27 protein-coding genes are annotated in these 22,090 nt (G+C 62.4%); 12 read left to right on the top strand and 15 right to left on the bottom strand.

Annotation, left to right across the window (positions count from 1 at the left end):
• Window positions 1-2: 2 nt before the first annotated feature.
• The 9 genes from ccmI to ccmA all read right to left on the bottom strand — a co-directional run bounded on the left by ccmI (window position 3) and on the right by ccmA (window position 6,946).
• On the bottom strand, window positions 3-1,187 hold the full coding sequence (ccmI, locus tag LQ249_RS10095; protein ID WP_057003715.1) for a c-type cytochrome biogenesis protein CcmI: 1,185 nt from the start codon (window positions 1,185-1,187) through the stop codon (window positions 3-5).
• A complete protein-coding gene (locus LQ249_RS10090) occupies window positions 1,180-1,653 on the bottom strand; it encodes a cytochrome c-type biogenesis protein (protein WP_017849441.1) in 474 nt (157 codons plus the stop codon). The genes ccmI and LQ249_RS10090 overlap by 8 nt, the downstream gene beginning before the upstream one ends.
• Window positions 1,650-2,186 carry a DsbE family thiol:disulfide interchange protein gene (locus LQ249_RS10085; protein WP_017849440.1) on the bottom strand — a complete coding sequence of 179 codons (537 nt, stop codon included), beginning with the start codon at window positions 2,184-2,186 and terminating at the stop codon, window positions 1,650-1,652. Before LQ249_RS10085 ends, LQ249_RS10090 begins: the two co-directional genes overlap by 4 nt.
• On the bottom strand, window positions 2,183-4,171 hold the full coding sequence (locus LQ249_RS10080) for a heme lyase CcmF/NrfE family subunit (protein WP_017849439.1): 1,989 nt from the start codon (window positions 4,169-4,171) through the stop codon (window positions 2,183-2,185). Before LQ249_RS10080 ends, LQ249_RS10085 begins: the two co-directional genes overlap by 4 nt.
• 3 nt (window positions 4,172-4,174) lie before the next feature.
• Window positions 4,175-4,630, bottom strand: coding sequence for a cytochrome c maturation protein CcmE (gene ccmE, locus LQ249_RS10075; RefSeq protein ID WP_017849438.1), 456 nt, complete (start codon window positions 4,628-4,630; stop codon window positions 4,175-4,177).
• The gene (ccmD, locus tag LQ249_RS10070; protein ID WP_017849437.1) at window positions 4,627-4,803 is read right to left on the bottom strand and encodes a heme exporter protein CcmD; all 177 of its coding nucleotides are present in this window, start codon (window positions 4,801-4,803) and stop codon (window positions 4,627-4,629) included. The genes ccmE and ccmD overlap by 4 nt, the downstream gene beginning before the upstream one ends.
• Window positions 4,800-5,555, bottom strand: a complete 756-nt coding sequence (locus LQ249_RS10065; RefSeq protein ID WP_108524408.1) for a heme ABC transporter permease — start codon at window positions 5,553-5,555, stop codon at window positions 4,800-4,802. The genes ccmD and LQ249_RS10065 overlap by 4 nt, the downstream gene beginning before the upstream one ends.
• 90 nt (window positions 5,556-5,645) lie before the next feature.
• Window positions 5,646-6,314, bottom strand: coding sequence for a heme exporter protein CcmB (gene ccmB / locus LQ249_RS10060; protein WP_017849435.1), 669 nt, complete (start codon window positions 6,312-6,314; stop codon window positions 5,646-5,648).
• Window positions 6,311-6,946 carry a cytochrome c biogenesis heme-transporting ATPase CcmA gene (ccmA, locus tag LQ249_RS10055; RefSeq protein ID WP_017849434.1) on the bottom strand — a complete coding sequence of 212 codons (636 nt, stop codon included), beginning with the start codon at window positions 6,944-6,946 and terminating at the stop codon, window positions 6,311-6,313. Before ccmA ends, ccmB begins: the two co-directional genes overlap by 4 nt.
• A 200-nt stretch (window positions 6,947-7,146) precedes the next feature.
• Between ccmA and fliK the strand changes: the two genes are divergently transcribed.
• Window positions 7,147-8,730 carry a flagellar hook-length control protein FliK gene (fliK, locus tag LQ249_RS10050; protein WP_232566432.1) on the top strand — a complete coding sequence of 528 codons (1,584 nt, stop codon included), beginning with the start codon at window positions 7,147-7,149 and terminating at the stop codon, window positions 8,728-8,730.
• Window positions 8,727-9,056 carry an EscU/YscU/HrcU family type III secretion system export apparatus switch protein gene (locus LQ249_RS10045; RefSeq protein ID WP_046384221.1) on the top strand — a complete coding sequence of 110 codons (330 nt, stop codon included), beginning with the start codon at window positions 8,727-8,729 and terminating at the stop codon, window positions 9,054-9,056. Before fliK ends, LQ249_RS10045 begins: the two co-directional genes overlap by 4 nt.
• A 67-nt stretch (window positions 9,057-9,123) precedes the next feature.
• Here LQ249_RS10045 and LQ249_RS10040 read toward each other — a convergent pair whose 3' ends face one another.
• Both LQ249_RS10040 and moaB read right to left on the bottom strand, forming a co-directional pair.
• The gene (locus tag LQ249_RS10040; protein WP_232566431.1) at window positions 9,124-10,350 is read right to left on the bottom strand and encodes a molybdopterin molybdotransferase MoeA; all 1,227 of its coding nucleotides are present in this window, start codon (window positions 10,348-10,350) and stop codon (window positions 9,124-9,126) included.
• Window positions 10,334-10,873 carry a molybdenum cofactor biosynthesis protein B gene (gene moaB, locus LQ249_RS10035; RefSeq protein WP_017849430.1) on the bottom strand — a complete coding sequence of 180 codons (540 nt, stop codon included), beginning with the start codon at window positions 10,871-10,873 and terminating at the stop codon, window positions 10,334-10,336. Before moaB ends, LQ249_RS10040 begins: the two co-directional genes overlap by 17 nt.
• Before the next feature lie 76 nt (window positions 10,874-10,949).
• On the opposite strand from moaB, the gene mobA reads away from it, so the two are divergent.
• The gene (gene mobA / locus LQ249_RS10030) at window positions 10,950-11,552 is read left to right on the top strand and encodes a molybdenum cofactor guanylyltransferase MobA (RefSeq protein ID WP_046384223.1); all 603 of its coding nucleotides are present in this window, start codon (window positions 10,950-10,952) and stop codon (window positions 11,550-11,552) included.
• A 79-nt stretch (window positions 11,553-11,631) separates the two neighbouring features.
• Window positions 11,632-11,853 carry a YgdI/YgdR family lipoprotein gene (locus LQ249_RS10025; protein WP_017849428.1) on the top strand — a complete coding sequence of 74 codons (222 nt, stop codon included), beginning with the start codon at window positions 11,632-11,634 and terminating at the stop codon, window positions 11,851-11,853.
• A 54-nt stretch (window positions 11,854-11,907) separates the two neighbouring features.
• Here the strand turns inward: LQ249_RS10025 and LQ249_RS10020 are convergent, their stop codons facing one another.
• From LQ249_RS10020 to LQ249_RS10010, 3 genes are all read right to left on the bottom strand, one after another.
• Complete coding sequence (locus tag LQ249_RS10020) at window positions 11,908-12,798, bottom strand: pseudouridine synthase (protein WP_128192182.1); 891 nt, start codon at window positions 12,796-12,798, stop codon at window positions 11,908-11,910.
• A 71-nt stretch (window positions 12,799-12,869) separates the two neighbouring features.
• Entirely contained in the window at window positions 12,870-13,205 is a 336-nt protein-coding gene (locus tag LQ249_RS10015) for a hypothetical protein (protein ID WP_017529348.1), read from the bottom strand.
• Window positions 13,206-13,279: 74 nt separating this feature from the next.
• On the bottom strand, window positions 13,280-13,516 hold the full coding sequence (locus LQ249_RS10010; protein WP_079443162.1) for a glutaredoxin family protein: 237 nt from the start codon (window positions 13,514-13,516) through the stop codon (window positions 13,280-13,282).
• 152 nt (window positions 13,517-13,668) lie between these two features.
• Here LQ249_RS10010 and LQ249_RS10005 point away from each other — a divergent pair, with 152 nt between their 5' ends.
• Window positions 13,669-15,399 carry a cation:proton antiporter gene (locus tag LQ249_RS10005; RefSeq protein ID WP_026140340.1) on the top strand — a complete coding sequence of 577 codons (1,731 nt, stop codon included), beginning with the start codon at window positions 13,669-13,671 and terminating at the stop codon, window positions 15,397-15,399.
• On the opposite strand, the gene LQ249_RS10000 is transcribed toward LQ249_RS10005, so the two are convergent.
• A complete protein-coding gene (locus LQ249_RS10000; RefSeq protein WP_026140339.1) occupies window positions 15,386-16,594 on the bottom strand; it encodes an ammonium transporter in 1,209 nt (402 codons plus the stop codon). The two genes, LQ249_RS10005 and LQ249_RS10000, sit on opposite strands and share 14 nt — an antisense overlap.
• A 346-nt stretch (window positions 16,595-16,940) precedes the next feature.
• Here LQ249_RS10000 and LQ249_RS09995 point away from each other — a divergent pair, with 346 nt between their 5' ends.
• From LQ249_RS09995 to LQ249_RS09965, 7 genes are all read left to right on the top strand, one after another.
• On the top strand, window positions 16,941-17,255 hold the full coding sequence (locus LQ249_RS09995; protein ID WP_017849423.1) for a DUF883 family protein: 315 nt from the start codon (window positions 16,941-16,943) through the stop codon (window positions 17,253-17,255).
• Between the two features lie 4 nt (window positions 17,256-17,259).
• The gene (locus LQ249_RS09990; RefSeq protein WP_017849422.1) at window positions 17,260-17,649 is read left to right on the top strand and encodes a phage holin family protein; all 390 of its coding nucleotides are present in this window, start codon (window positions 17,260-17,262) and stop codon (window positions 17,647-17,649) included.
• Entirely contained in the window at window positions 17,646-17,987 is a 342-nt protein-coding gene (locus tag LQ249_RS09985) for a hypothetical protein (protein ID WP_017849421.1), read from the top strand. Before LQ249_RS09990 ends, LQ249_RS09985 begins: the two co-directional genes overlap by 4 nt.
• A 92-nt stretch (window positions 17,988-18,079) precedes the next feature.
• A complete protein-coding gene (locus LQ249_RS09980) occupies window positions 18,080-19,243 on the top strand; it encodes an EAL domain-containing protein (protein ID WP_057003720.1) in 1,164 nt (387 codons plus the stop codon).
• A 71-nt stretch (window positions 19,244-19,314) separates the two neighbouring features.
• Window positions 19,315-20,646 carry a deoxyguanosinetriphosphate triphosphohydrolase gene (locus LQ249_RS09975; RefSeq protein WP_017849419.1) on the top strand — a complete coding sequence of 444 codons (1,332 nt, stop codon included), beginning with the start codon at window positions 19,315-19,317 and terminating at the stop codon, window positions 20,644-20,646.
• 172 nt (window positions 20,647-20,818) lie between these two features.
• On the top strand, window positions 20,819-21,205 hold the full coding sequence (locus LQ249_RS09970; RefSeq protein WP_017849418.1) for a response regulator: 387 nt from the start codon (window positions 20,819-20,821) through the stop codon (window positions 21,203-21,205).
• A gap of 255 nt (window positions 21,206-21,460) precedes the next feature.
• Window positions 21,461-22,084, top strand: a complete 624-nt coding sequence (locus LQ249_RS09965; protein ID WP_017849417.1) for a response regulator transcription factor — start codon at window positions 21,461-21,463, stop codon at window positions 22,082-22,084.
• Window positions 22,085-22,090: the final 6 nt, after the last annotated feature.

The following is a 22,090-nucleotide window of genomic DNA, read 5'->3' as shown; positions in this document are numbered from 1 at the left end:
AATTACTTGTCCGGACTGTCGATGGTCAGCTGCTGCAGCGCAGTGGTGGTGCTGGCCAGGGGTTGGCTGCGGCCGATCCACTCGCCAGTGGTCGGTTGACCGGCCCGGGATATGCGCGCAACCAGTTGGACTTCAGGGAAGTTGGACAGTTTCAACTGCGGCATCATTGCGTCGGCATCGCCCAGTTCGACGGTGACCGGCAGGTCGGCGACGGTCACACGCTTGGCCGCCAGCGGCGCCGGCGGGCCGGAGACAGCGCGAGCGAAGATGAACACGCTGTCGCTTGGCAGGGCTTTGGCCTTGATGTCGGCGGAGAGGTCCACGCGCACTTTCATCACGGCTTTTTGGGCGACGGTGCCACCGCTCGCTTTCAGCCGCTCTGCCGCGCGGTCGATCCCGCCTTGCAGGGCGACGCGGGAGTTGTCTTCGGGCGGCAGTTGCGCCAGCAGACGGCTCCAGTAATCGATCGCCTCCTGGTAGCGCTGGCCTTCAAAGGCCGCGATGCCAAGCAGACCGAGGCTGGTGACTTCTCGCGGGTCGAGCTTGAGGGCTTCATCGGTCAGGGCCTGGACCTTGGGCGACCACTGCTTGTTGTCGGCGAAGTACTGGGCCTGGGCCCACTGGCCCAACAGCTCCGGCTGGCGCCCGGCCAGGGCCACGGTGCGCTCGAAGACCTTGGCGGCATCGGCGGAGCGATCCTGGGCCATGTAGGCGCGACCGAGGAAGTACAAGCCTTCTGCCGAATCCGGCTGGGCGGCGGCGGCGCGCTCCAGGCGGTGGGTCATGTCTTCCATGGACACCGGTGGCTGGGAGAATTCGCGGGTCAGTTCGACCTTGTCGCTGGCACCGAAGTGCAGATACAAGCCAATGCCCAGCACGGGCACCAAAACCGCTGCGAGCAATGGCAGCGGCTTGCCCAGGCGCGATTCGCGGGGCTTTTCCATGCCTTCGGTGTCGGCCAGCAATTCGCGCGCGGCTTCAGCGCGGCCGGTGTCGAGTTGCGTGGCGTTGAGCACGCCTTCGTCCTGCTGGGTTTGCAGTTCGGCCACGCGTTCTTGATACAGCGCCACGTTCAGCGCGGTGCGATCCTCTTCGCGCTGGGCACGACGGCCGCGCAACACAGGGATCAACAGGAAACTCAGGGCAATCAGAAGCAGCAAACCGGCTGCGAGCCAGAAATCAATCATCAGTCTTGGTGTCCAGCAATTGGTCGAGGCGTTGGCGCTCGTCGGGGGATAGCGCGTCGGAACCATCGGTAGGCGCGGCGCGGCGACGGCGGACGATCACCACCATCACCACCATGCCCGCCAACAGCAGCCCGGCGGGGCCGAACCAGAGCAGTGCGGTCTTGCCGGTGAGGGCCGGTTTGTAGCGCACGAAATCGCCGTAGCGGTCGACCATGAAGTCGATGATCTGCTGGTTGTCCTTGCCCTCCCCCAACATGCGGAAGATCTCTTTGCGCAGGTCGGCGGCGATGGGCGCGTTGGAGTCAGCGATGTCCTGGTTCTGGCACTTGGGGCAGCGCAGTTCCTTGGTCAGTTCGCGAAAACGCTCACGCTCGGCGTCGTTGGCGAATTCGTAGGTGTCGATGGCGGCGTGGGCCACGCCCGCCAGGCCCAGGGCCAATACGGCAGCAGCTAACCAGCGCTTCATGGCTTGGCCTCGTCGACCAGGGCCTGATACTTGGCGGCCAGTTGTTCGCGCCAGACCACTTCATCGATGACGCCGACATACTTGTCGCGGATCACGCCCTTGGCATCGATAAAGAAGGTTTCCGGGGCGCCGTAGACGCCGAGATTCAACCCCAGGTTGCCGTCTTCATCGCGGATATCCAGCTGGTACGGGTTGTGGAATTCCGCCAGCCACTTCAAGGCCGCCGCATTGTCGTCCTTGTAGTTGATGCCGTAGATCACCACGCCGTTCTCGGCGAGTTTGTTCAGCACCGGGTGTTCTACGCGGCAGGAAATGCACCAGGTGCCCCACACGTTGACCAGCGCCGGTTTGCCCAGCAAATCGGCCTGGGTCAGGGTCTTGTCGCCCTGCACCGTCGGCAGGGAAAACGCCGGGAACGGCTTGCCGATCATGGCCGAGGGCAACTCGGCCGGGTCCAGGTACAACCCGCGATACAGGAACACCGCCACCAGCAGAAACAATGCCAGCGGCACGACCATCAACCAACGCTTCATACCGCCGCTCCTTGCAGGCCCAGGGCTTCACGCACCCGGCTCTTGACCTTGACCCGATAGCGCCGGTCCAGCGCCGCGAGCACACCACCCAGACCGGTGAGCAAACCGCCGAACCAGATCCAGCGCACGAACGGTTTGACATGCACGCGCACCGCCCAGGCACCTTCGCCCAGCGGCTCACCCAGGGCGACGTAAAGGTCACGGGTGAAACCGCCGTCGATCCCGGCTTCGGTCATCATCGAACTCTGCACGGTGTACAAGCGTTTTTCCGGGTGCAGCACGGCGACTTCCTTACCGTTGCGGACTACGCGCACAGTGCCTTTGTCGGACGTGAAGTTCGGCCCTTCGAAGTGCTTGGCGCCTTCGAAGATGAAGTGGTAACCGGCCAGGTCCATGGACTCGCCGGGGGCCAGGCGCAGGTCACGCTCGGCGCTGTTCTGGCTGGAGAGCACCACACCGAGGGCACACACGGCGATGCCGATGTGCGCAATCTGCATGCCCCAATAGCTGCGGGTCAGGGTGGGCAGGCCTTTGATCAGGCCTTTGTGACGGGTCTTGTCGACGATGTCGCGCATGCCGGCCAGCAATACCCAGGCGGCGAGCATGAACGTGGCGAGGACCGCCCAGTTGAAATCGCCATAAGCGATACCGGCGATCACGGCCAAGGCGGCGCTGCCCAGCAGCACCGGGGTCAGCATGCCCACCAGCCATTTCACCGGGGTGTCTTTCCAGCGCACCAGCACGCCGACGGCCATTACCACCATCAACAAGCCCATCAACGGAATGAACAAGGCGTTGAAATACGGCGGGCCGACCGACAGCTTGGCACCGGTCAGCGCATCCAGCACCAGCGGGTACAGGGTGCCGAGCAGGATCATCGACGCGGCCACCACCAGCACGAGGTTGTTGCCCAGCAACAGGGTTTCCCGCGACCACAGGTTGAAGCCGACCTGGCTCTTGACCACCGGCGCGCGCAGGGCAAACAGGGTCAGGGAACCGCCGACCACACACAGCAGGAACATCAGGATGAACACACCGCGGGCAGGGTCGGACGCAAACGCGTGAACCGAAGTCAGCACGCCCGAACGCACGAGGAAAGTGCCGAGCAGGCTGAGGGAAAACGCCGCGATGGCCAGCAACACCGTCCAACTCTTGAACACACCGCGTTTTTCGGTGACGGCCAGCGAGTGAATCAGCGCCGTACCCACCAGCCATGGCATGAAGGACGCGTTTTCCACCGGGTCCCAGAACCACCAGCCGCCCCAACCGAGCTCGTAATAGGCCCACCACGAACCCAGGGTGATACCGATGCCGAGGAAGGCCCAGGCGACGATGGTCCATGGCCGCGACCAGCGCGCCCAGGCCGCATCGAGGCGCCCGCCGAGCAAGGCGGCGATGGCGAAGGCGAAGGCCACGGAGAAACCCACGTAGCCCATGTAGAGCATCGGCGGGTGGACGATCAGGCCGATGTCCTGCAGCAGCGGGTTGAGGTCATGCCCGTCCACCGGAATCTGCGGCAAGATGCGGCTGAACGGGTTGGAAGTCATGATCAGGAATAGCAGGAAGCCGACGCTGATCATGCCCATCACTGCCAGCACCCTGGCCAGCATGACTTGCGGCAGTTGCCGGGAGAAGATCGACACGGCGAAGGTCCAACCGCCGAGGATCAGGGCCCACAACAGCAGCGAACCTTCGTGGGCGCCCCACACGGCGCTGAACTTGTAATACCAGGGCAAGGCGCTGTTGGAGTTGCTGGCCACATAGGCGACGGAAAAATCGTCGGTCATAAAGGCGTAGGTCAGGCAACCGAACGCGAACACCAGGAAGGCAAACTGGCCCCAGGCGGCCGGCTGCGCCAGGCTCATCCACAGGCGGTCGCCGCGCCACGCGCCGAGCAACGGCACCACGGCCTGGACGATGGCGAAGCACAGGGCGAGGATCATCGCCAAATGGCCCAGCTCCGGAATAAACAGTGCGGACGTCATCACTTAGCCCTCCTTGGCTGGAGTTGGAGCGGTTTGGCCGCTGTCTTTCAACGCTTTGGTGACTTCCGGCGGCATGTATTTCTCATCGTGCTTGGCCAGTACTTCATCGGCCACCACCACACCATCGGCATTCAGTTTGCCCAGGGCGACGATGCCCTGGCCTTCGCGGAACAGGTCCGGGAGGATGCCGCGATACGTAATGGTCACGGCCTTGTTGAAGTCGGTGACCACGAAGGTGACGTCGAGAGAATCGCCGGAGCGTTTCAACGAGCCCTTCTCCACCATGCCGCCGGCGCGGATGCGCGTGTCCAGCGGTGCTTCGCCGTTGGCGATCTGGGTTGGGGTGTAGAACAGGTTGATGTTCTCCCGCAGGGCGCTCATCGCCAGGCCCACGGCAATACCGACGCCGGCCAGAATGGCAAGGATGATCAACAGACGCTTTCTACGCAGCGGATTCACTTTTCGGTCTCCCGGCGCAGACGACGCGCCTCTTGTTGCAGGTAACGCTTGCGGGCCAGGATCGGCACGGCAACGTTGAGGGCCAGTACCGCCAGGCAGATGCCGTAGGCCGTCCAGACATACAGGCCATGGTGGCCCATGGCGAGAAAATCACTGAAAGAAGCAAAACTCATCCACGCACTCCCAGGCTGCTCTGCACTTCGGCCTTGACCCAACTGGCGCGGGCTTCGCGCTTGAGCACTTCAAGGCGCATCCGCATCAGCAGCACAGCGCCGAAGAAGCAGTAGAACCCCAGCACCATCAGCAACAGCGGCGCCCACATTTCCACAGGCATCGCCGGTTTTTCGGTGAGGGTGAAGGTGGCGCCCTGGTGCAGGGTGTTCCACCACTCCACCGAGTATTTGATGATCGGGATGTTGATCACACCGACAATCGCCAGCACCGCACAGGCCTTGGCGGCGCTGTCACGATTGCTGATCGCGTTGCCCAGGGCAATCAGACCGAAGTACAGAAACAGCAGGATCAACATGGACGTTAGTCGCGCATCCCACACCCACCACGAGCCCCAGGTGGGTTTGCCCCAGATCGCGCCGGTGACCAGCGACACGGCGGTCATCCACGCACCGATGGGCGCGGCGCATTGCAGGGCGACGTCCGCGAGTTTCATCTTCCACACCAGGCCGACGATGCCGCACACCGCCAGCATCACGTAGCAGGACTGGGCCAGCATTGCGGTAGGCACGTGGATATAGATGATGCGAAAGCTGTTGCCCTGCTGGTAATCCGGCGGCGCGAAGGCCAGGCCCCAGACCAGGCCGAGGCCGATCAGCACTACGGCGGCGATGCTCAACCACGGCAGCAGCTTGCCGCTGATGCCGTAAAACCATTTGGGCGAGCCGAGCTTGTGAAACCAGGTCCAGTTCATTGCTGTTTCCATCACGGTTGCGTCTTGTGTTTGCAAGAAGCGTAGGGTCTTTCTTATGTTGAAGAACGGGTTACGCGTAACCCGACTTCATTATTCGCCGACGCTGATCTTCAGGCCGGCGGCTATGGCAAAGGGTGTCAGGGTTACCGCCAGGGCGGTCAGGCTGCCAAGCCACAGGAGGTAACCGGTCGCCGGCATGCCCATGAGCGCGGCTTGCAAAGCGCCGCTGCCGAGGATCAACACCGGGATATACAAAGGCAGAATCAACAGGGCCAGCAGCAGGCCGCCGCGCTTCAAACCCACCGTCAGCGCCGCGCCCACCGCTCCCAACAGGCTGAGCGCCGGCGTGCCGAGCAACAAGGACATGAGCAATACCGGCAGGCATTCACTGGGCAACCCTAGCATCATTGCCAGCAACGGCGAGAGCAACACCAGCGCCAGGCCGGAAAACGCCCAGTGTGCCAGTACCTTGGCCAATACCAGAAGTGGCAGGGGGTGCGACGAAAGGACCCACTGTTCCAGGGAACCGTCCTCGAAATCACTGCGAAACAGCCCGTCCAGCGAGAGCAGCACGGACAAAAGGGCCGCCACCCACACCAGTCCCGGAGACAAGGTTTGCAACAGTTTAGTCTCGGGGCCGACCGCCAGCGGGAACAACGCGATGACAATCGCAAAGAACACCAGCGGATTGGCCAGTTCGGCCGGGCGCCGGCACAACAGCCGCGCCTCGCGGGCCACCAACAGCGCGAACACACTCATACCGACCACCGCCCCAGGTCCAGCTCGCGGTAACCGGCGGGCAGGCGCGTCAGGCTGTGGTGCGTCGTCAGCACGACGAGGCCGCCCTGCTCGCAATGCCGCGCCAGGTGTTCTTCCAACTGGGCGACGCCTTGTTTGTCGAGGGCGGTGAAGGGTTCGTCGAGAATCCACAGCGGCGGGCCGGGCAGATACAGGCGCGCCAGGGCCACACGGCGCTGCTGGCCGGCCGACAAGGTGTGGCAGGGCACATCTTCGAAGCCCTTGAGGCCGACGGCGGCGAGTGCCTGCCAGATCGCCTCGCGGCTGGCCGGATGATGCAGGGCGCTGAGCCAACTGAGGTTTTCCTCGGCGCTGAGCACGTCCTTGATCCCGGCGGCGTGGCCGATCCAGGTGAGGTTGCGGGCCAGCTCGGTGCGTTGTTCGTTCAGGGGCTTGCCGTTGAGCCGCACTTCGCCCGCCGTGGGCTGCATCAACCCGGCCAGCAAACGCAGGAGGCTGGTCTTGCCGCTGCCGTTGGGCCCGCTGATCTGCACCATGTCACCGCCCGCCAGGCGCAGGTCGAGGTGCTCGAACAGCAGGCGCAGGTCGCGTTCACAGGCAAGCGCTACGGCTTCAAGAAGAGGGCTGGTCAAAAGATCGCGGGCCTTTACGGTTCAAGTCGGCGGTGCTGCGGCCGTTATAGAAAGGAGCACAATAACGGCTTTGGCGACCGATTTTAGAGAGCTGGATCAAATAGTTGTGAGGTTTTTACCGCTCTCATGGCAGACGGGCCGCATTATACATGCGATGCCCTACGCTAAAGAGGGCTATTTCCCCTGAGACGACACGCACGATGACCGGCGAGATCAACCTTCCTACGCTTTCTCCTGCCCCGACAGCCGGGCCGGCCCCTGCGCCAGCGCCAGCAACCGGTGAGTTGCTGAAACTGCTGGAGCCGCAGATCGGCTTGATCGACCCGGGAAAAACCGCGAACGCCGAAGTCATCGCACTTAAACAAGGCGGCGAAGCCTTTCAGTTGCTGCTCAAATTGACCCTCGACGGTGGCCGCCAGACGCTGGTGCAGGCCAGCAGCCCGCAACCCTTGCCGCTGGGCAGCAATGTGGCGGTGAGCCAGACGTCCGCCGGTAACCTGACCCTCAGCCTGCAGCAGGCCTTGAGCGCCAACGTCGCCGCCCTCACCCGCATCGACACCACACAAATGCCGGCGGGCACCTTGCTGCAAGCCAAAGTCCTGACCAGCCAAGCGCTGCCCCAAGGCACCACGCAACCGACGATCTACCGTTCGTTGGTGACGGTGCTCAACAGCACCCTGGCCGGCACGACCCTGACCCTGGAAAGCCCGCAACCGCTACGCGTCGGCAGCCTGCTCAGCGCCGTGGTACAGGACACGCAGACCCTGAACTTTGTGCCCTTGAGCGGGCTCAAGGATCAACTGGCCGTGACCCAGCAACTCGCCACCCAGCAAAGCCGCCAGGGCTCGTTGGATGCGGTGTTCACCGCGTTGCAACGCCTGCCCCAGGACGACAGTACGTCCGTCGAACTGCGCTCGGCCGCCACGCGGCTGCTCGCGGCATTGCCCGACCTGGCGCAAGTCAGCAATCCCAAGGTGCTGGCGCAAGTCATCCAGAACAGCGGCGCGTTTCTTGAAGCCAAGTTGCTGGCCGGGCAAAACCCGCAAATTCCACCGCTGGATATGAAAGGCGCGCTGCTGCGCCTGGTCGCCGATCTGCTGCCCGCCCTGCCCGTCAGCACCAACCTCAATGCCATCCTCGCCGCCAACACCCTGGCCCAGATACTGCCCAACTTCGTGCGCAGCCCGCTGAACACCCTCGGGCAGATCAGCGCCCGCCAGGCACCCGCCGGTTTTCCATTGCCGGAGCGGCTGATGCAACGCCTGGAAGGCGAAGGCGACCTGGAAAACCTGCTGCGCCTGGCCGCCGGGGCCATCTCGCGGTTACAGAGCCATCAGCTGTCGAGCCTGGAACAGACCGGCACCACCGCCGACGGCCGCCTGCAAACCACCTGGCAGCTGGAAATCCCCATGCGGACCCTGCAGGACATCGTGCCGCTGCAGGTCAAGTTCCAGCGCGAAGAGCCCGCGCTGGACAAGGACCAGCCTGAACGCAAGGACAAAAAAGACCCCAAGCAGATGCTCTGGCGCGTGGAACTGGCCTTCGACATGGAGCCGCTGGGGCCGTTGCAGGTCCAGGCGCAGTTGTCTCAGGGCAAACTGTCGAGCCAGTTGTGGGCGACGCGACCGTTCACCGCCAGTTTGATCGAAAGTCACTTGGGCAGTTTGCGCGAGCGCCTGGTGACGTCGGGCATCAATGTCGGCGACCTCGACTGCCACCTCGGCACGCCGCCACGCGGGCCGAAAACCGGATTGGAGCAACGCTGGGTGGACGAAACCGCATGAACAACGCCAACCCACCGCGCCAGGCCATCGCCCTCAAGTATGACGGCCAACAAGCGCCAACCCTGACCGCCAAGGGCGACGATGCCCTGGCCGAAGCGATCCTCAAGCTGGCGCGGGAAAACGAAGTGCCCATCTATGAAAACGCCGAGCTGGTGAAGCTGCTGGCGCGCATGGAACTGGGCGACAGTATCCCGGAAGAGTTGTACCGCACGATCGCCGAGATCATTGCGTTTGCCTGGACGTTGAAGGGCAAGTTTCCGGCGGGGTACGACCCGCACGCCGAGCCGGTCGAGCGTGATGTCACCGAGCGTGGCGACGACTACTGAGTAGCCCCAGACAAACAACAATCCAAATGTGGGAGCGGGCAAGCCCCCTCCCACATTCAGATCGGCTTCAGTTCAGGACTTCGCTCAGGGGAATGAAATTCACCCGGTCGCCCATCGCCAGCGTCGTCCCTTCCAACACCTCCACCAACCCTTGCGCCCACGCCGCGCTGCGCAGCACGCCGGAGCTCTGGTTGCGATAGATGACCGCCTTGCCCTGCTCGATGCGCCCGCGCAAATATTCGCGGCGGTTGCCCGGTTTGGGCCAGACGAACCCCGCCGGCACCTCGAACCGCATCGGCTCGACCTCCGCCACACCTTGGCGGCGCAGCAGATAGGGGCGTGCCAACAGGGCAAACGTCACCAGCGTCGACGCCGGATTGCCCGGCAGGCCGATCACCGGCACGCCACGGAAATGGCCGAAGGTCAGCGGCTTGCCCGGTTTGATCGCGAGCTTCCACAAGGCCAGCTCGCCTTCTTCACGCAGGGCAATGCCGAGAAAATCCGCCTCGCCCACCGACACACCGCCGGTCGACAGAATCAAGTCAACCGCGCCCAGGCCCGCCAGACACGTGCGCGTCTGGTCCAGGTCATCGGGAAGAATGCCCGCATCGATCACTTCGCATCCCAGGCGCTCTAGCCAACTGCACAGCACGCGACGGTTGCTGTTGTAGATCTGCCCTGGGCCGAGGGGCAGGCCGGGCTCGATCAACTCATCGCCGGTGGACAGCACCGCGACCCGCACGCGGCGCACCACGGCCAATTGGTCGAGACCGAGGGACGCAGCCAGGCCGAGTTCGATCGGCCCCAGGCGCGTGCCCGCGGTCAGCACCACTTCGCCGACGGTGGTTTCCTGCCCTTGCGGGCGAATGTTCTGACCGATATGCAACGGCTCGGTAAAGCTCACACGCGCGTCGGCGTGGACCACGGCGTTTTCCTGCATTTCCACGCAGTCCGCGCCTTGGGGCACGGGCGCCCCGGTGAAGATGCGTGCGCAGGTGCCGGCAGCCAATGGCGCGGGGGCCTGACCGGCGAAGATGCGCTGGCTCACCGCCAACGGTTCGCCCGTCCAGTCCGCCAGGCGCATGGCATAACCGTCCATGGCGCTGTTGGGCCACGGCGGCAGATCGAGGGTGGAGATCAAATCCTGCGCCAGTACGCGGCCATCACCCGCGGCCAGGGGCAATACCTGCCGCTCGCGAATCGGCGCGGCCTCGGCCATCTCGAGCAAGCGTTGCAGGGCTTCTTCCACCGGCATCAAGGCGCCGGTCTTGCCCGGCTTATCCACGGGATTCACAGGGTTCGGCCTGCTTCAGGTGCGGTACGAAGTTGCAGGGGCGGTGACGGTTGTCCAGTTGCTCGGCGAGGATGCCGTCCCAACCGGTACGCACGGCGTTGGTCGAACCCGGCAGGCAGCACACCAGGGTGCCGTTGGCCAGGCCGGCCAGGGCGCGGGATTGCACGGTGGAGGTGCCGATGTCGGCCACGGAGATCTGGCGGAACAGCTCGCCAAAGCCATCGACCTGTTTGTCGAGCAGGCAGCTCACCGCTTCGGGCGTGCTGTCGCGGCCGGTGAAGCCGGTGCCACCGGTGATCAGCACGACCTGCACCACGTCTTCGGCGATCCAGTGGGCCACCTGGGCGCGAATCTTGTAGAGGTCGTCCTTGAGCAGCACGCGCTCGGCCAGGAGGTGGCCGGCGGCGATCAGGCGGTCGACGAAAACCTGGCCCGAAGTGTCGGTGTCCAGGGTGCGGGTGTCGCTGACCGTCAGTACAGCGATATTCAGGGGTACAAAGGGCGCATCTGCCTTGGCTTTCATGGCACGGTCCGGTTGTCGAAGGAACAGCCCGATGTTATATCACAGGCCCCTATTTACCTGCCGCTGCGGAACCCCCATGCCCGACGATTCTTCGCCTCTGCCCTGTTCGATTCTGCTGTTGGCCGGTGGCCGCGGCCAACGCATGGGCGGACAAGACAAAGGCTTGCTGGAATGGCAGGGTCAGCCATTGATCGCGCACTTGCACCACTTGGTGCGCCCACTGACCGACGACCTGATCATCTCGTGCAACCGCAACCCGGACCGCTACACGCCGTATGCCGACCAGTTGGTGAGTGACGACAGTACGGATTTCCCCGGGCCGCTGGCCGGTATCCGCGCAGGCTTGAACGCCGCCCGCCATGAGCACTTACTGATTTTGCCGTGCGATGTGCCGCATCTTGACGCTCGACTGCTCGCCGACCTGCGCAAGACGGCGCAGCGCAATCCGCGGCTGCCGGTGATGGTGCGCCACGGTGAATTCTGGGAACCGTTGATCTGCATCATCCCCACCCACCTGCAAAGCGCGGTAGAACAGGCCTGGCAAGCCGGTGAGCGCAGCCCGCGCAAGATCTTCCTGCAGTTGGGGGGCATCGGGCTGGAATGCCCGGCAGATGACCCGCGCCTGGCCAACCTGAACACGCCTGCGCTGTTACACACCAGGCCCGACGTGTCAGAATGAACCCCGCACAAGGAACTTTGTCGACGCGCCACGCGTCACACAGTCAGCAATCAAAAAGAATTTTCTTGGAGACACACTCATGACTCAACGGACCATCGCCGCTTTCATGCTTGCACTGGGCCTCGCTACCCTTGCCGGTTGCGCCTCGCCGACAGTGATCACCCTGAATGACGGTCGCGAAATCCAGGCTGTCGATACCCCGAAATACAATGAAGATACGGGTTTCTACGAATTCGAACAGCTTGACGGCAAGCGCACCCGCATCAACAAGGATCAAGTGCGTACCGTTAAAGACCTGTAAGCCGCAACGCTTGCATACAAGGCCCGCCTCGCGCGGGCCTTGTCGTTTCTGCGGTTACCAGTCGAGCGTGATCTGGCTGCGGAAACTGCGTTCTGCACCCGTGACCGGATCGATAAAACGCACCCCCTGGGCGAGCAGCTTCAAGGGATTGGCGTAGTCGTCCACGGCATCCTTGATCACCTCGGGGTAGAACGGGTCATTGCAAATGCTCGCGCCGAGCGCCGTCATGTGTACACGCAACTGGTGCTTCTTGCCGGTCACAGGGAACAGCCCATAGCGCCATAAGTCGCCGTGGGTTTCGCGCACTTCCACGGCCGTTTCGGTGTTGCTGGCGCCCGGCCCTTCCTGCATGCGAAAGAACGGCTCGCCATCCACCAGACGGCTTTTGTGGACCAGCGGGAAGGTCAGGTTCGGCAAGGCCGGGGCGATAGCCTCGTAGAACTTGTCGATTTGACGCGTGGGAAACAACTGCTGATAGGCCGAGCGGCTTTGCGGGTTGGCCGAGAACAGCACCAGCCCCGCCGTATGCCGGTCGATACGGTGCAGGGGCACCAGGGACGGGTTGTCCAGGCGGCGGATCAGGCGGCGCAACAGGGTTTGCTCGACGTACTCACCCGCCGGGGTGACGGGCAGAAAGTGTGGTTTGTCCGCCACCACCAGGTGTTCGTCGGCGTACAGGATGGTTTCCTGCACCGGGATGACTTTTTCGTTCGGCACTTCGCGGAAGTAGTAGATGCACAGGCCTTCCTTGTAGGCCAGGTCCTGGCGGATCGGGCTACCCTGCAGATCCAGCACCCGGCCACGGGCGATGCGGTCCAGCCACTGCGTGCGGCCGATCGCCGGGAAATGCTCGCACAGGCAGTCGAGCACCGTCGCCCAAGGGCCAGGCGGCAAGTACAAGGTGCTGGCTTGATGCTGGGACGCGGAAAAACCGGAAGTGGACATGCAGATGCTCGAAGCCTGGGAAACAGGCCGGCATTATCCCGCATGGAGCGGGATTGAGCCTAGGGCGGATCTCAGGCCTTGGCCAATTGCGCCCGCAGGATCGGCGAAGCACTGGCGGCCTCGGTAAATTCCTTGAGCCAGCGCAGCACGTCCACCGCTTCCCAACGGCCCGGATCATATAGCGCGTACAGCAAGCCCTGGTAACCCACCACATCCAACTGCTTGTGATAACCGGCGCGTTGGAACAGCGCTTCGATCTCGGCAAAGCAGGTATTGAAATGCACTTTGTTAAACGGCGTCTTGCCTTCCGTGACCAGGCCGTCGAGGCGCAGCTCGTTCACCGCATCGCGCACGACGTCGGCGGACATGCGATTAACGCTGCTTTTCAGTTGTTCAACATTCACCACGGGCGTTCCCTCTATTCAATCGCTGTACAAACATACAGTAACCCAATATTGAGAAAGCTGCCATCGCCCAAGCGCTAGAATAGGAAGGCCACCACCTGCTCCGTGTCGAACGGCCACCCCAGTTCAGCCCCGGTATCCACCCGGCGCAGCACCGGAATCGTTAGGCCATAAGCTTCAAACAAGGCTTCGGAATCGGCGATATCCACCAGCTCAACCAGCAACCCATGTTCGACCAACGGCATGATTTCTGCTTCGGCGAGCTCACACAGATGGCAACCCGAAGTAGTGAACAACTGGCATTCAGAAGGCATGACGACAGGACCTGATCAGGGATAGGCGCCCATTTTAGGCCGACTCTATAGCGCTGGCGAGCCGATAAACCCTGACCCAGATCACCATGCCCTATAACTGATTCAGCGATTCTCGCGGCTTTTTGTCCGCTCGCCCTGCAACGGAGATGCTTGTGTTCGCCAACCTGCTGATCATTCTGGCCTCATCCCTGGTGGTGATTGCGCTGTTTCGCCGGCTGCAATTGCCGCCCGTGCTGGGCTACCTGTGCGTGGGCCTGGCCGTGGGGCCGACCGCCCTCGACTGGGTGAATGACAGCGAAAACCTGCCCGACCTCGCCGAGCTGGGCGTGGTATTCCTGCTGTTTTCCCTTGGCCTGGAGTTCTCCCTGAGCAAGATGTTCGCCCTGCGCCACGTGGTATTTGGCCTGGGCAGCTTGCAAGTGCTGGGCTGCGGGTTGCTGCTGGGAGGCCTGTTGATGGCCTTTGGCGTGTCGCCGAACATCGCCTTGATGCTCGGTGCGGGGCTGGCGTTGTCGTCCACGGCCATTGTCAGCAAAGAGCTGAGCAGCCTCGGGGAAATCTTCAGCAGCCACGGCCAGAACGCGATTGGCGTGCTGCTGTTCCAGGATGTAGTGGCGGTGTTGCTGCTGACCCTGGTGCCGGTGTTCGCCGGTGGCAGCGAGCAGGCCTGGTACTGGGCACTGCCGTTGACGCTGGCCAAGACATTGTTGTTGTTCGTCGGCCTGTTGCTCGCCAGCCGCTGGTTATTGCCGCGTCTGTTCCATGAAGTCGCCGCCTCCCATTCGGCCGAGCTGTTTGTGCTGCTGGCGCTGGTGATCGTGTTGCTGACCGCCTGGCTCACGCACTTGCTGGGCCTCTCCCCGGCGCTTGGCGCGTTCCTGGCCGGCATGCTGCTGGGGGAAAGCCATTACCGGCATCAGATCGAGGCGGATATCCGGCCGTTTCGCGACATTCTGCTGGGGCTGTTTTTCGTCAGCATCGGCATGCTCATCGACCTGCAACTGTTCATCAGCCACAGCCTGCTGATCCTCGGCCTGACCTTCACGCTGATGCTGACCAAGGGCTGCGTGGTCGCGGCGCTGGTCAAACTACGCGGCAGCGACCGCGAAACCGCCTGGCGCAGCGGCCTGGCCCTGGCCCAGGGCGGCGAGTTCTGTTTTGCGCTGATGGCGCAGATGCAACAGAGCCGGCTGATTCCGGATGAGTTCAACGGCTTGCTGCTGGCCGCCACCTTCTGCTCGATGCTGCTGACCCCGCTTTTGCTGCGCGCGGCACCGGGCATTGCCCTGCGCCTGCACCGTAAACCCAACCAGCAGGTGCAACTCGAAGCCATCACCGCGCTCAACGCCGAGTTACGCGACCATGCGGTGATCTGCGGCTATGGCCGCGTCGGGCAATCCATCGGGCGCTTTCTGCACCACGAAAAACAGGCGTTTATCGCCCTGGATGACAACCCGGAACGGGTGCAGGAAGCCGCCACCGAAGACAACAGCGTGCATTACGGCGACTGCCGCCGTGGCGCCCTGCTCAGCGCGGTCGGCCTGGAGCGGGCACGGCTGGTGGTGATCGCCGTGGATAACACCGAAGTCGCCTTGCTGGTGCTGAAGGAAGCCCGCCGGATCAACGCCGACGTACCGATCCTGGTACGCACCCGCGACGACAGCCAATTAGCCGAACTGAAAGCCGCGGGCGCCAGCGAAGTGGTGCCCGAGCTGCTGGAGTCGAGCCTGATGCTCGCCTCCCACGCCCTGATCCTGCTGGGCCTGCCGGACCAGCAGGTACAAGCGCGGGTCGATGAGGTGCGGCACAACCGCTACCGTCTGCTGCACGGCTTCTACCCGCGGGCGGCCCCTGACGAAGAGGCGCCGATCAATCCTGACTGATCGCACCGATCTTGTGGATCGACAGGTCCGCGCCGTAGTACTCCTCTTCCTGGCTCAGGCGCAGCCCGTGTACGCGCTTGATCACGCCATACACCAGCAGGCCGCCGGCAAACGCCACCAGCACACCCAACGCGGTGCCGATCAATTGGCTGATCAGGCTGACCCCGCCCAACCCGCCAAGGGCGGTCTGGCCGAAGATGCCGCAGGCAATGCCACCCCACACGCCACACAGGCCATGCAACGGCCAGACACCCAGCACATCGTCGATCTTCCAGCGATCCTGGGCGGCAATGAAGCACCACACAAACAGGCCGCCGGCGACAACCCCCGTGACCAATGCGCCCACCGGATGCATCAGGTCGGAACCGGCACAAATCGCCACCAGCCCGGCCAGCGGGCCGTTGTGCAGGAAGCCGGGGTCATTGCGGCCAATCACCAGCGCCGCAACCGTACCGCCGACCATGGCCATCAGCGAGTTGACCGCCACCAGGCCGCTGACGCCGTTCAGGGTTTGTGCGCTCATCACGTTAAAGCCGAACCAGCCGACAATCAGAATCCACGAGCCCAGCGCCAGGAACGGGATGCTCGACGGCGCAAACGCGACCAGGCGCCCTTCGCGATAACGCCCGTTGCGCGGCCCGAGCAACAGCACCGCCGCCAACGCCAGCCAGCCGCCCATGGCATGCACCACCACGGAACCGGCGAAGTCATGGAAGCTGGCACCGAAGGTCGCGAGCAACCAGGCCTGCACGCCGAAATTGCCGTTCCACACCATGCCTTCGAAAAACGGGTAGATAAACGCCACGATCAGCGCGGTAGCGCACAGTTGCGGAACAAATCGTGCACGCTCGGCAATGCCCCCGGAAATGATCGCCGGAATCGCCGCGGCAAAGGTCAGCAGGAAGAAGAACTTCACCAGACCATAGCCGTGATCGGCACTGATCACCGCCGCCGGTTGCATGAAGCTCACGCCATAAGAGATCCAATAGCCTATAAAGAAATAGGCCAGGGTGGAGATCGCGAAGTCACTGAGGATTTTCGACAGGGCGTTGACTTGGTTCTTCTGACGCACGGTGCCGACTTCGAGGAAGGCAAAACCGGCGTGCATGGCCAAAACCATGACCGCACCGATCAGAATGAACAGGGTGTTGGAGCTGTGGACGAGGGTGTCCACTGCGCTTTGCAGATTTTCCATGGAGGTTGGCAGGCCTGCGATAAAGGCAAAAAGCACCAAAGCGGTTCAAACCGGCGTTTCGCGCACTAAATTGGTACCACCGGCTCCGCCCCTCTTCTGAGGGCGTGAACCGCTTTAGCGCAGCGATCAGCACAACCGGCCATTCCCGACAGGGTTTTTCCGCGAGTTTCAGTTATATAGGGTAAGGTTTTCACCGGTTTGCGGCCCAACCGCCCAGATTCAGCGCAGACCCAGGGGCCTGCGCACCAAGGCAAAGCAAAAGCTGTACCAGTCATTTGCAATGAACCTTCACCGATACCGGTGACTCGAAACCACACGTACCGATCAGCCACTCACGGAGATAACCATGGCCAGCAAAACAGCACAGACGGCTCAAGAAATACTGATGGCGGATTTTCAAACGCTGGTCAGTGATACTGAAAAGTTGCTGGACGACACCGCCATCCTGGCCGGTGACCAGGCCGACGAGCTGCGCGCCAAGATCCACGACAGCCTGCTCAAGGCCCGTGAAACCCTGCAACTGACCGAAGACTCCCTGCGCGACCGCAGCAAGGCCGCCGTCACCGCGACCGAAGATTATGTGCAGGCCAACCCTTGGCAATCAGTGGGCATTGCCGCTGGCGTGGGCTTCTTGATCGGTCTGTTGGCTACAAGGCGCTAATCCTATGTCTATCGGCGAATCCGGCTCGTCCACGGGCCCAAGTTCAACGTCCCGACGCCTGGGCGCAGCCGTACTGGGCTTGCTGCACAGCCATGTCGAACTGTTCGGCATCGAGCTGCAGGAGCAGAAAGCGCGCACCGTCAGCCTGCTGCTGTTTGCCGGGCTGGCCCTGGTGTTTGCCCTGCTGTTGCTGGTGGGGTTGTCGACATTGGTGATGATTCTGGTGTGGGACACCGGCTACCGCCTGACCGGAATCATCTGCCTCTGCGTGTTCTATACCCTGGCCGCTGCATTCTGCGGTGTGCGCTTGAAGGCGGCGGTGTTCGATGAGTCCACGCCGTTCCACGCCACCCTCGAAGAGCTGGCCAATGACCGGGAGCGCCTGCTGCCATGAGCCTGACTGAAATCCCACCCACCAACTCGCGCCGGGAAATGCGCAAGGCATTGATCCGCCTGCGCATGGAAATGCACCGCCAGGAAATCCGCCACGAGTCCCAGCAACTGATGGCGCCCCTGAATAAGGTGCGCAACATGGGCCAGCACTGGCAGGACAGCCTGGGCATCAAGCATGCGCCGCTGTGGGGCGTGGCCGCAGTGACGCTGATCGGCTTCTTTACCGGCAAGGGCGCCAAGGGCGGCAGTCTCAGCAGCCTGACCCGCCTGGTGCGACTGGGCGCCGGTTTGATCCCACTGATCAAATTAGCCATGCAGGGCGCCTCACGCAAAGGTTGAGGCCTGCTGGCTGCATTCTTGCAAACAGAATCGGCCCGGCCCTCGTCAACGAGGGCCGGGCACTTTGTTGCCAACGTTTTTAAGGAGGCCCCGTGATCGACGGGCAACCGCTCGCCTGCTTCCAACCCTTCATCGACACCGCCACCGGGCGCATCGCCGGCGTCGAGGCTCTCGGCCGCCTGCGCCAGGCTGACGGTCGCCTGCTGTCGGTCGGCCCGTTGTTCGCCGACCCGCGCACCTCAGGCGTGGCCTTGCGGCGCCTGGACCGACAGATCCGCGACAACGCCTTGAGCCGTCTGCACGAGGTACCGCAGGACTGGTTTCTGAGCCTGAATATCTCGCCGCGCTGGATCAATCGCCTGCGCGCCGGCCAGGCCCTGCCCAGTTTGCAACAGGTGCAGGCCCACGGCGTCGATCCACAGCGCATCGTGTTCGAGATCACTGAACTGGGCGGCGATATCCAGCGCCTGGCCGACGTGGTGGCGCGCTATCGCGAGGCCGGCGCGCGCATCGCCATCGATGACTTCGGCGCCGGCTATTCGCAGCTCGACCGCGTGCTGGCGTTGCAGCCGGACATTCTCAAGCTGGACATGCGCCTGTTTCAGGAGGCCGCCAAAGGGGGCCCCAGCAGTGAAGTGGTGCGGGCACTGGCGCAAATGGCGGAAAAAACCGGCTGCTGGATCATTGCCGAAGGGGTGGAGACCGAGGCGCAGTTGAGTTTTGCGCTGGAATGCGGCTCGCGGTATGTGCAGGGTTATCTGTTTGCCCAGGCGCAACTGGACTGGTTCGCCACCGATGCTTTCGTGCCGCGCTTCGCCCAACTGCGTGGCGCCTACGTGCAGAAAAAACTCGCCGAACGCGGACGCATCATGCAATTGCGCCAACAACTGGCCGAACTGATGAAAATCCTCCAGACCTGGGCCCAGGGCCAGGCGCCGCTGAGCCATTTGCCGCAATTGCCGGATTATCCCTGGCTGCTGCGGTTCTACCAGTGCGACCGGCATGGCACCCAACTGACCCCCAATTTCGAATGGCGCCAGGACGCCTGGCAAGCCGACAGCCGCTACCTCGGCCACAATTGGTCGTGGCGCCCGTATTTCTATCATCTGCTGGCCGAAGGCTGGGACGAGCGCCGTTTGACGCTGTCTTCGACCTACCGCGACGCCACCACCAACCAGTATTGCCTGACCGCCGGACAATTCTTCGATAACGGTCAGCGCTTGCTGTTAATCGATATCGACGCGGTCGGCCTGTAGATTTTCGCTTGCTCCGCCCACCCGGAACCGGGAAGCTGGGCGAGTCATTCACCGCACGGAGAGTACCCGCCTTGGATTGGCCCACCCTGCTGACTCGCGAACGTCTTGGAAAGCCCCTGCACAGCCCGGAAGAATTGGGCCGTAGCCCGTTTCACAAAGACCATGACCGCATCATTTTCTCCGGCGCGTTCCGCCGCCTGGGGCGCAAGACTCAAGTCCACCCGGTGTCGAGCAACGACCATATCCACACCCGTCTGACCCACTCCCTGGAAGTCAGCTGCGTCGGCCGCTCCCTCGGCATGCGCGTGGGCGAAACCCTGCGCAGCGCCCTGCCCGAGTGGTGCGACCCGAGCGACCTGGGCATGGTGGTGCAATCGGCCTGCCTGGCCCACGACATCGGCAACCCGCCCTTCGGACACTCCGGCGAAGACGCCATCCGCCATTGGTTCCAGCAGGCCGCCGGGCGCGGCTGGCTGGACGACATGAGCGTGGCCGAGCGCAATGACTTCCTCAATTTCGAAGGCAACGCCCAGGGCTTCAGGGTGCTGACCCAGCTGGAATACCACCAGTTCGACGGCGGCACGCGGCTGACCTACGCGACCTTGGGCACCTACCTGAAATACCCGTGGACCGCCCGCCATGCCGACTCCCTGGGCTACAAGAAACACAAGTTCGGCTGCTACCAGAGCGAACTGCCGATCCTTGAGCAGATCGCCCACAAGCTCGGCCTGCCGCAACTGGAAGAACAACGCTGGGCGCGCCATCCGCTGGTGTACTTGATGGAGGCCGCGGACGACATCTGCTACGCGCTGATCGACCTGGAAGACGGCTTGGAAATGGACTTGCTGCAATATGCCGAAGTCGAGTCGCTGCTGCTCGACCTGGTCGGCGACGACCTGCCGCAAACCTACCGGCAACTGGGCGCCCAGGATTCACGGCGGCGCAAACTGGCGATCCTGCGCGGCAAAGCCATCGAACACCTGACCAACGCCGCCGCACGCGCTTTCGTCGAACAACAGGACGCCTTGCTCGCCGGCACCTTGCACGGTGATCTGGTCGAGCATATGCACGGCCCCGCCAAACGCTGCGTGCTGGATGCCAAGGACATGGCGCGCAAGAAAATCTTCCAGGACAAGCGCAAGACCCTGCATGAAATCGGCGCCTACACCACCCTGGAAATCCTCCTCAACGCCTTCTGCGGGGCGGCGCTTGAACAGCACGGCGGGCGCACGCCGTCGTTCAAGAACCGGCGCATCCTCGACCTGCTGGGCAACAGTGCCCCCGACCCGGCCTGGTCGCTGCACGCCTCGTTCCTGCGGATGATCGATTTCATCGCCGGCATGACCGACAGCTACGCCACCGAGATGGCGCGGGAAATGACCGGGCGTTCCAGCCCGCAATAGATGACTGATCCAGCTGCCTGTTGCCTGAACAGAATCTACCTACGAAGGGAACAGAGCGGCCTGATCGAATCAGTACAAACACCCGATGAATAATCACGCACGCTCTTAAAGGGCATAGGGCGCCTTCCTACGCCCCGCCCAATCGCCGCTTGACTCACCGTGTGCCCTTCCTATGTTCAAGAATTGCCTTCGCATCCTGTTGGTGGAGGATCACCCCTTTCAGCTCCTGGCAACCCAGTGCCTGCTCAACAGCTTCGGCTTCGAGCACCTGACCCTGGCGGAAAACGCCGAACAGGCGATCCGCTTGATGACCCAGTCCGAACGGCCCTTCGACCTCATGCTGTGCGACCAATGCCTGCCAGATCTGCCCGGGCTTGAGTTAGTCGAAATCGCCGGTCGGCGGGGGTTTATCGCAGGGGCGATCCTGCTGAGCGGCCTCCCCCTGCCCGAACTGGCGAATCTGAAGACTCAAGCCTTACAACGTAACTTGCCGTTACTTGGTTATTTATCAAAACCGTTAAACCGGGACGAACTAATGACGCTGATAAGCCCGCTGTAAATGTAGGAATTTAAACATCTCCACATAGGAAAAACTCACCACAATAACCGCTTAACCGGTGGGCCAAGGCCCGAACCCGCATCGCCGACCGAATTCTGAAACAGACGTCCACAAAGCCTTGATAGATCGTAAGGAAATACCTTTTTTAATGTAGGAATATTCCTGTTCTGTATCTACGCCCCCTCACCTCCATGCTCCCGCCTCGCCTTCTGAGCTAATGTGCCCGCTTTATTTGCACTTGCATGGAATGTGATTATGAACACAGTTTTCATCATTGATGACCATCCTGTTATCAGGCTGGCGATTCGTATGTTGTTGGAACACGAAGGCTATAAAGTCGTCGGCGAAACGGATAACGGTTGTGATGCAATACAAATGGTTCGCGAATGCCTTCCAGACCTGATCATTCTGGATATCAGTATTCCAAAACTTGATGGCCTCGAAGTGCTGTGCCGATTTAACGCAATGAATACTTCGATGAAAACCCTGATTCTGACGGCCCAATGCCCAACCCTGTTCGCCACCCGCTGCATGCGCTCGGGCGCCGACGGCTATGTGTGCAAAGAGGGCGACCTGAGTGAACTGCTGAGTGCCATCCGCGCTGTATTATCCGGCTACAACTACTTCCCCAGCCAGGCATTGAACGCCTGCGGCCCGGACAGTAATTCCCAGGAACTGGAACTGTTCAAGGCAGTGAATGATCGCGAATTAATGGTCTTGCAACTTTTTGCACAAGGTCGCACCAACAAGGAAATTGCCAAAGGTATGTTTCTCAGTAACAAAACCGTCAGCACCTACAAAAAGAGGCTTATGCAAAAACTCAAAGCCAAGTCCTTGGTAGAACTTATCGAGTTGGCAAAACGAAACGCGCTAGTGTGAGAAAGC

The sequence above is a fragment of the Pseudomonas sp. 7-41 genome, assembly GCF_021233075.1.
GTDB lineage: Bacteria > Pseudomonadota > Gammaproteobacteria > Pseudomonadales > Pseudomonadaceae > Aquipseudomonas > Aquipseudomonas veronii.
The sequence above is the reverse complement of the archived record's forward strand: the minus strand, read 5'-3'. Positions and strand labels throughout refer to the sequence as shown.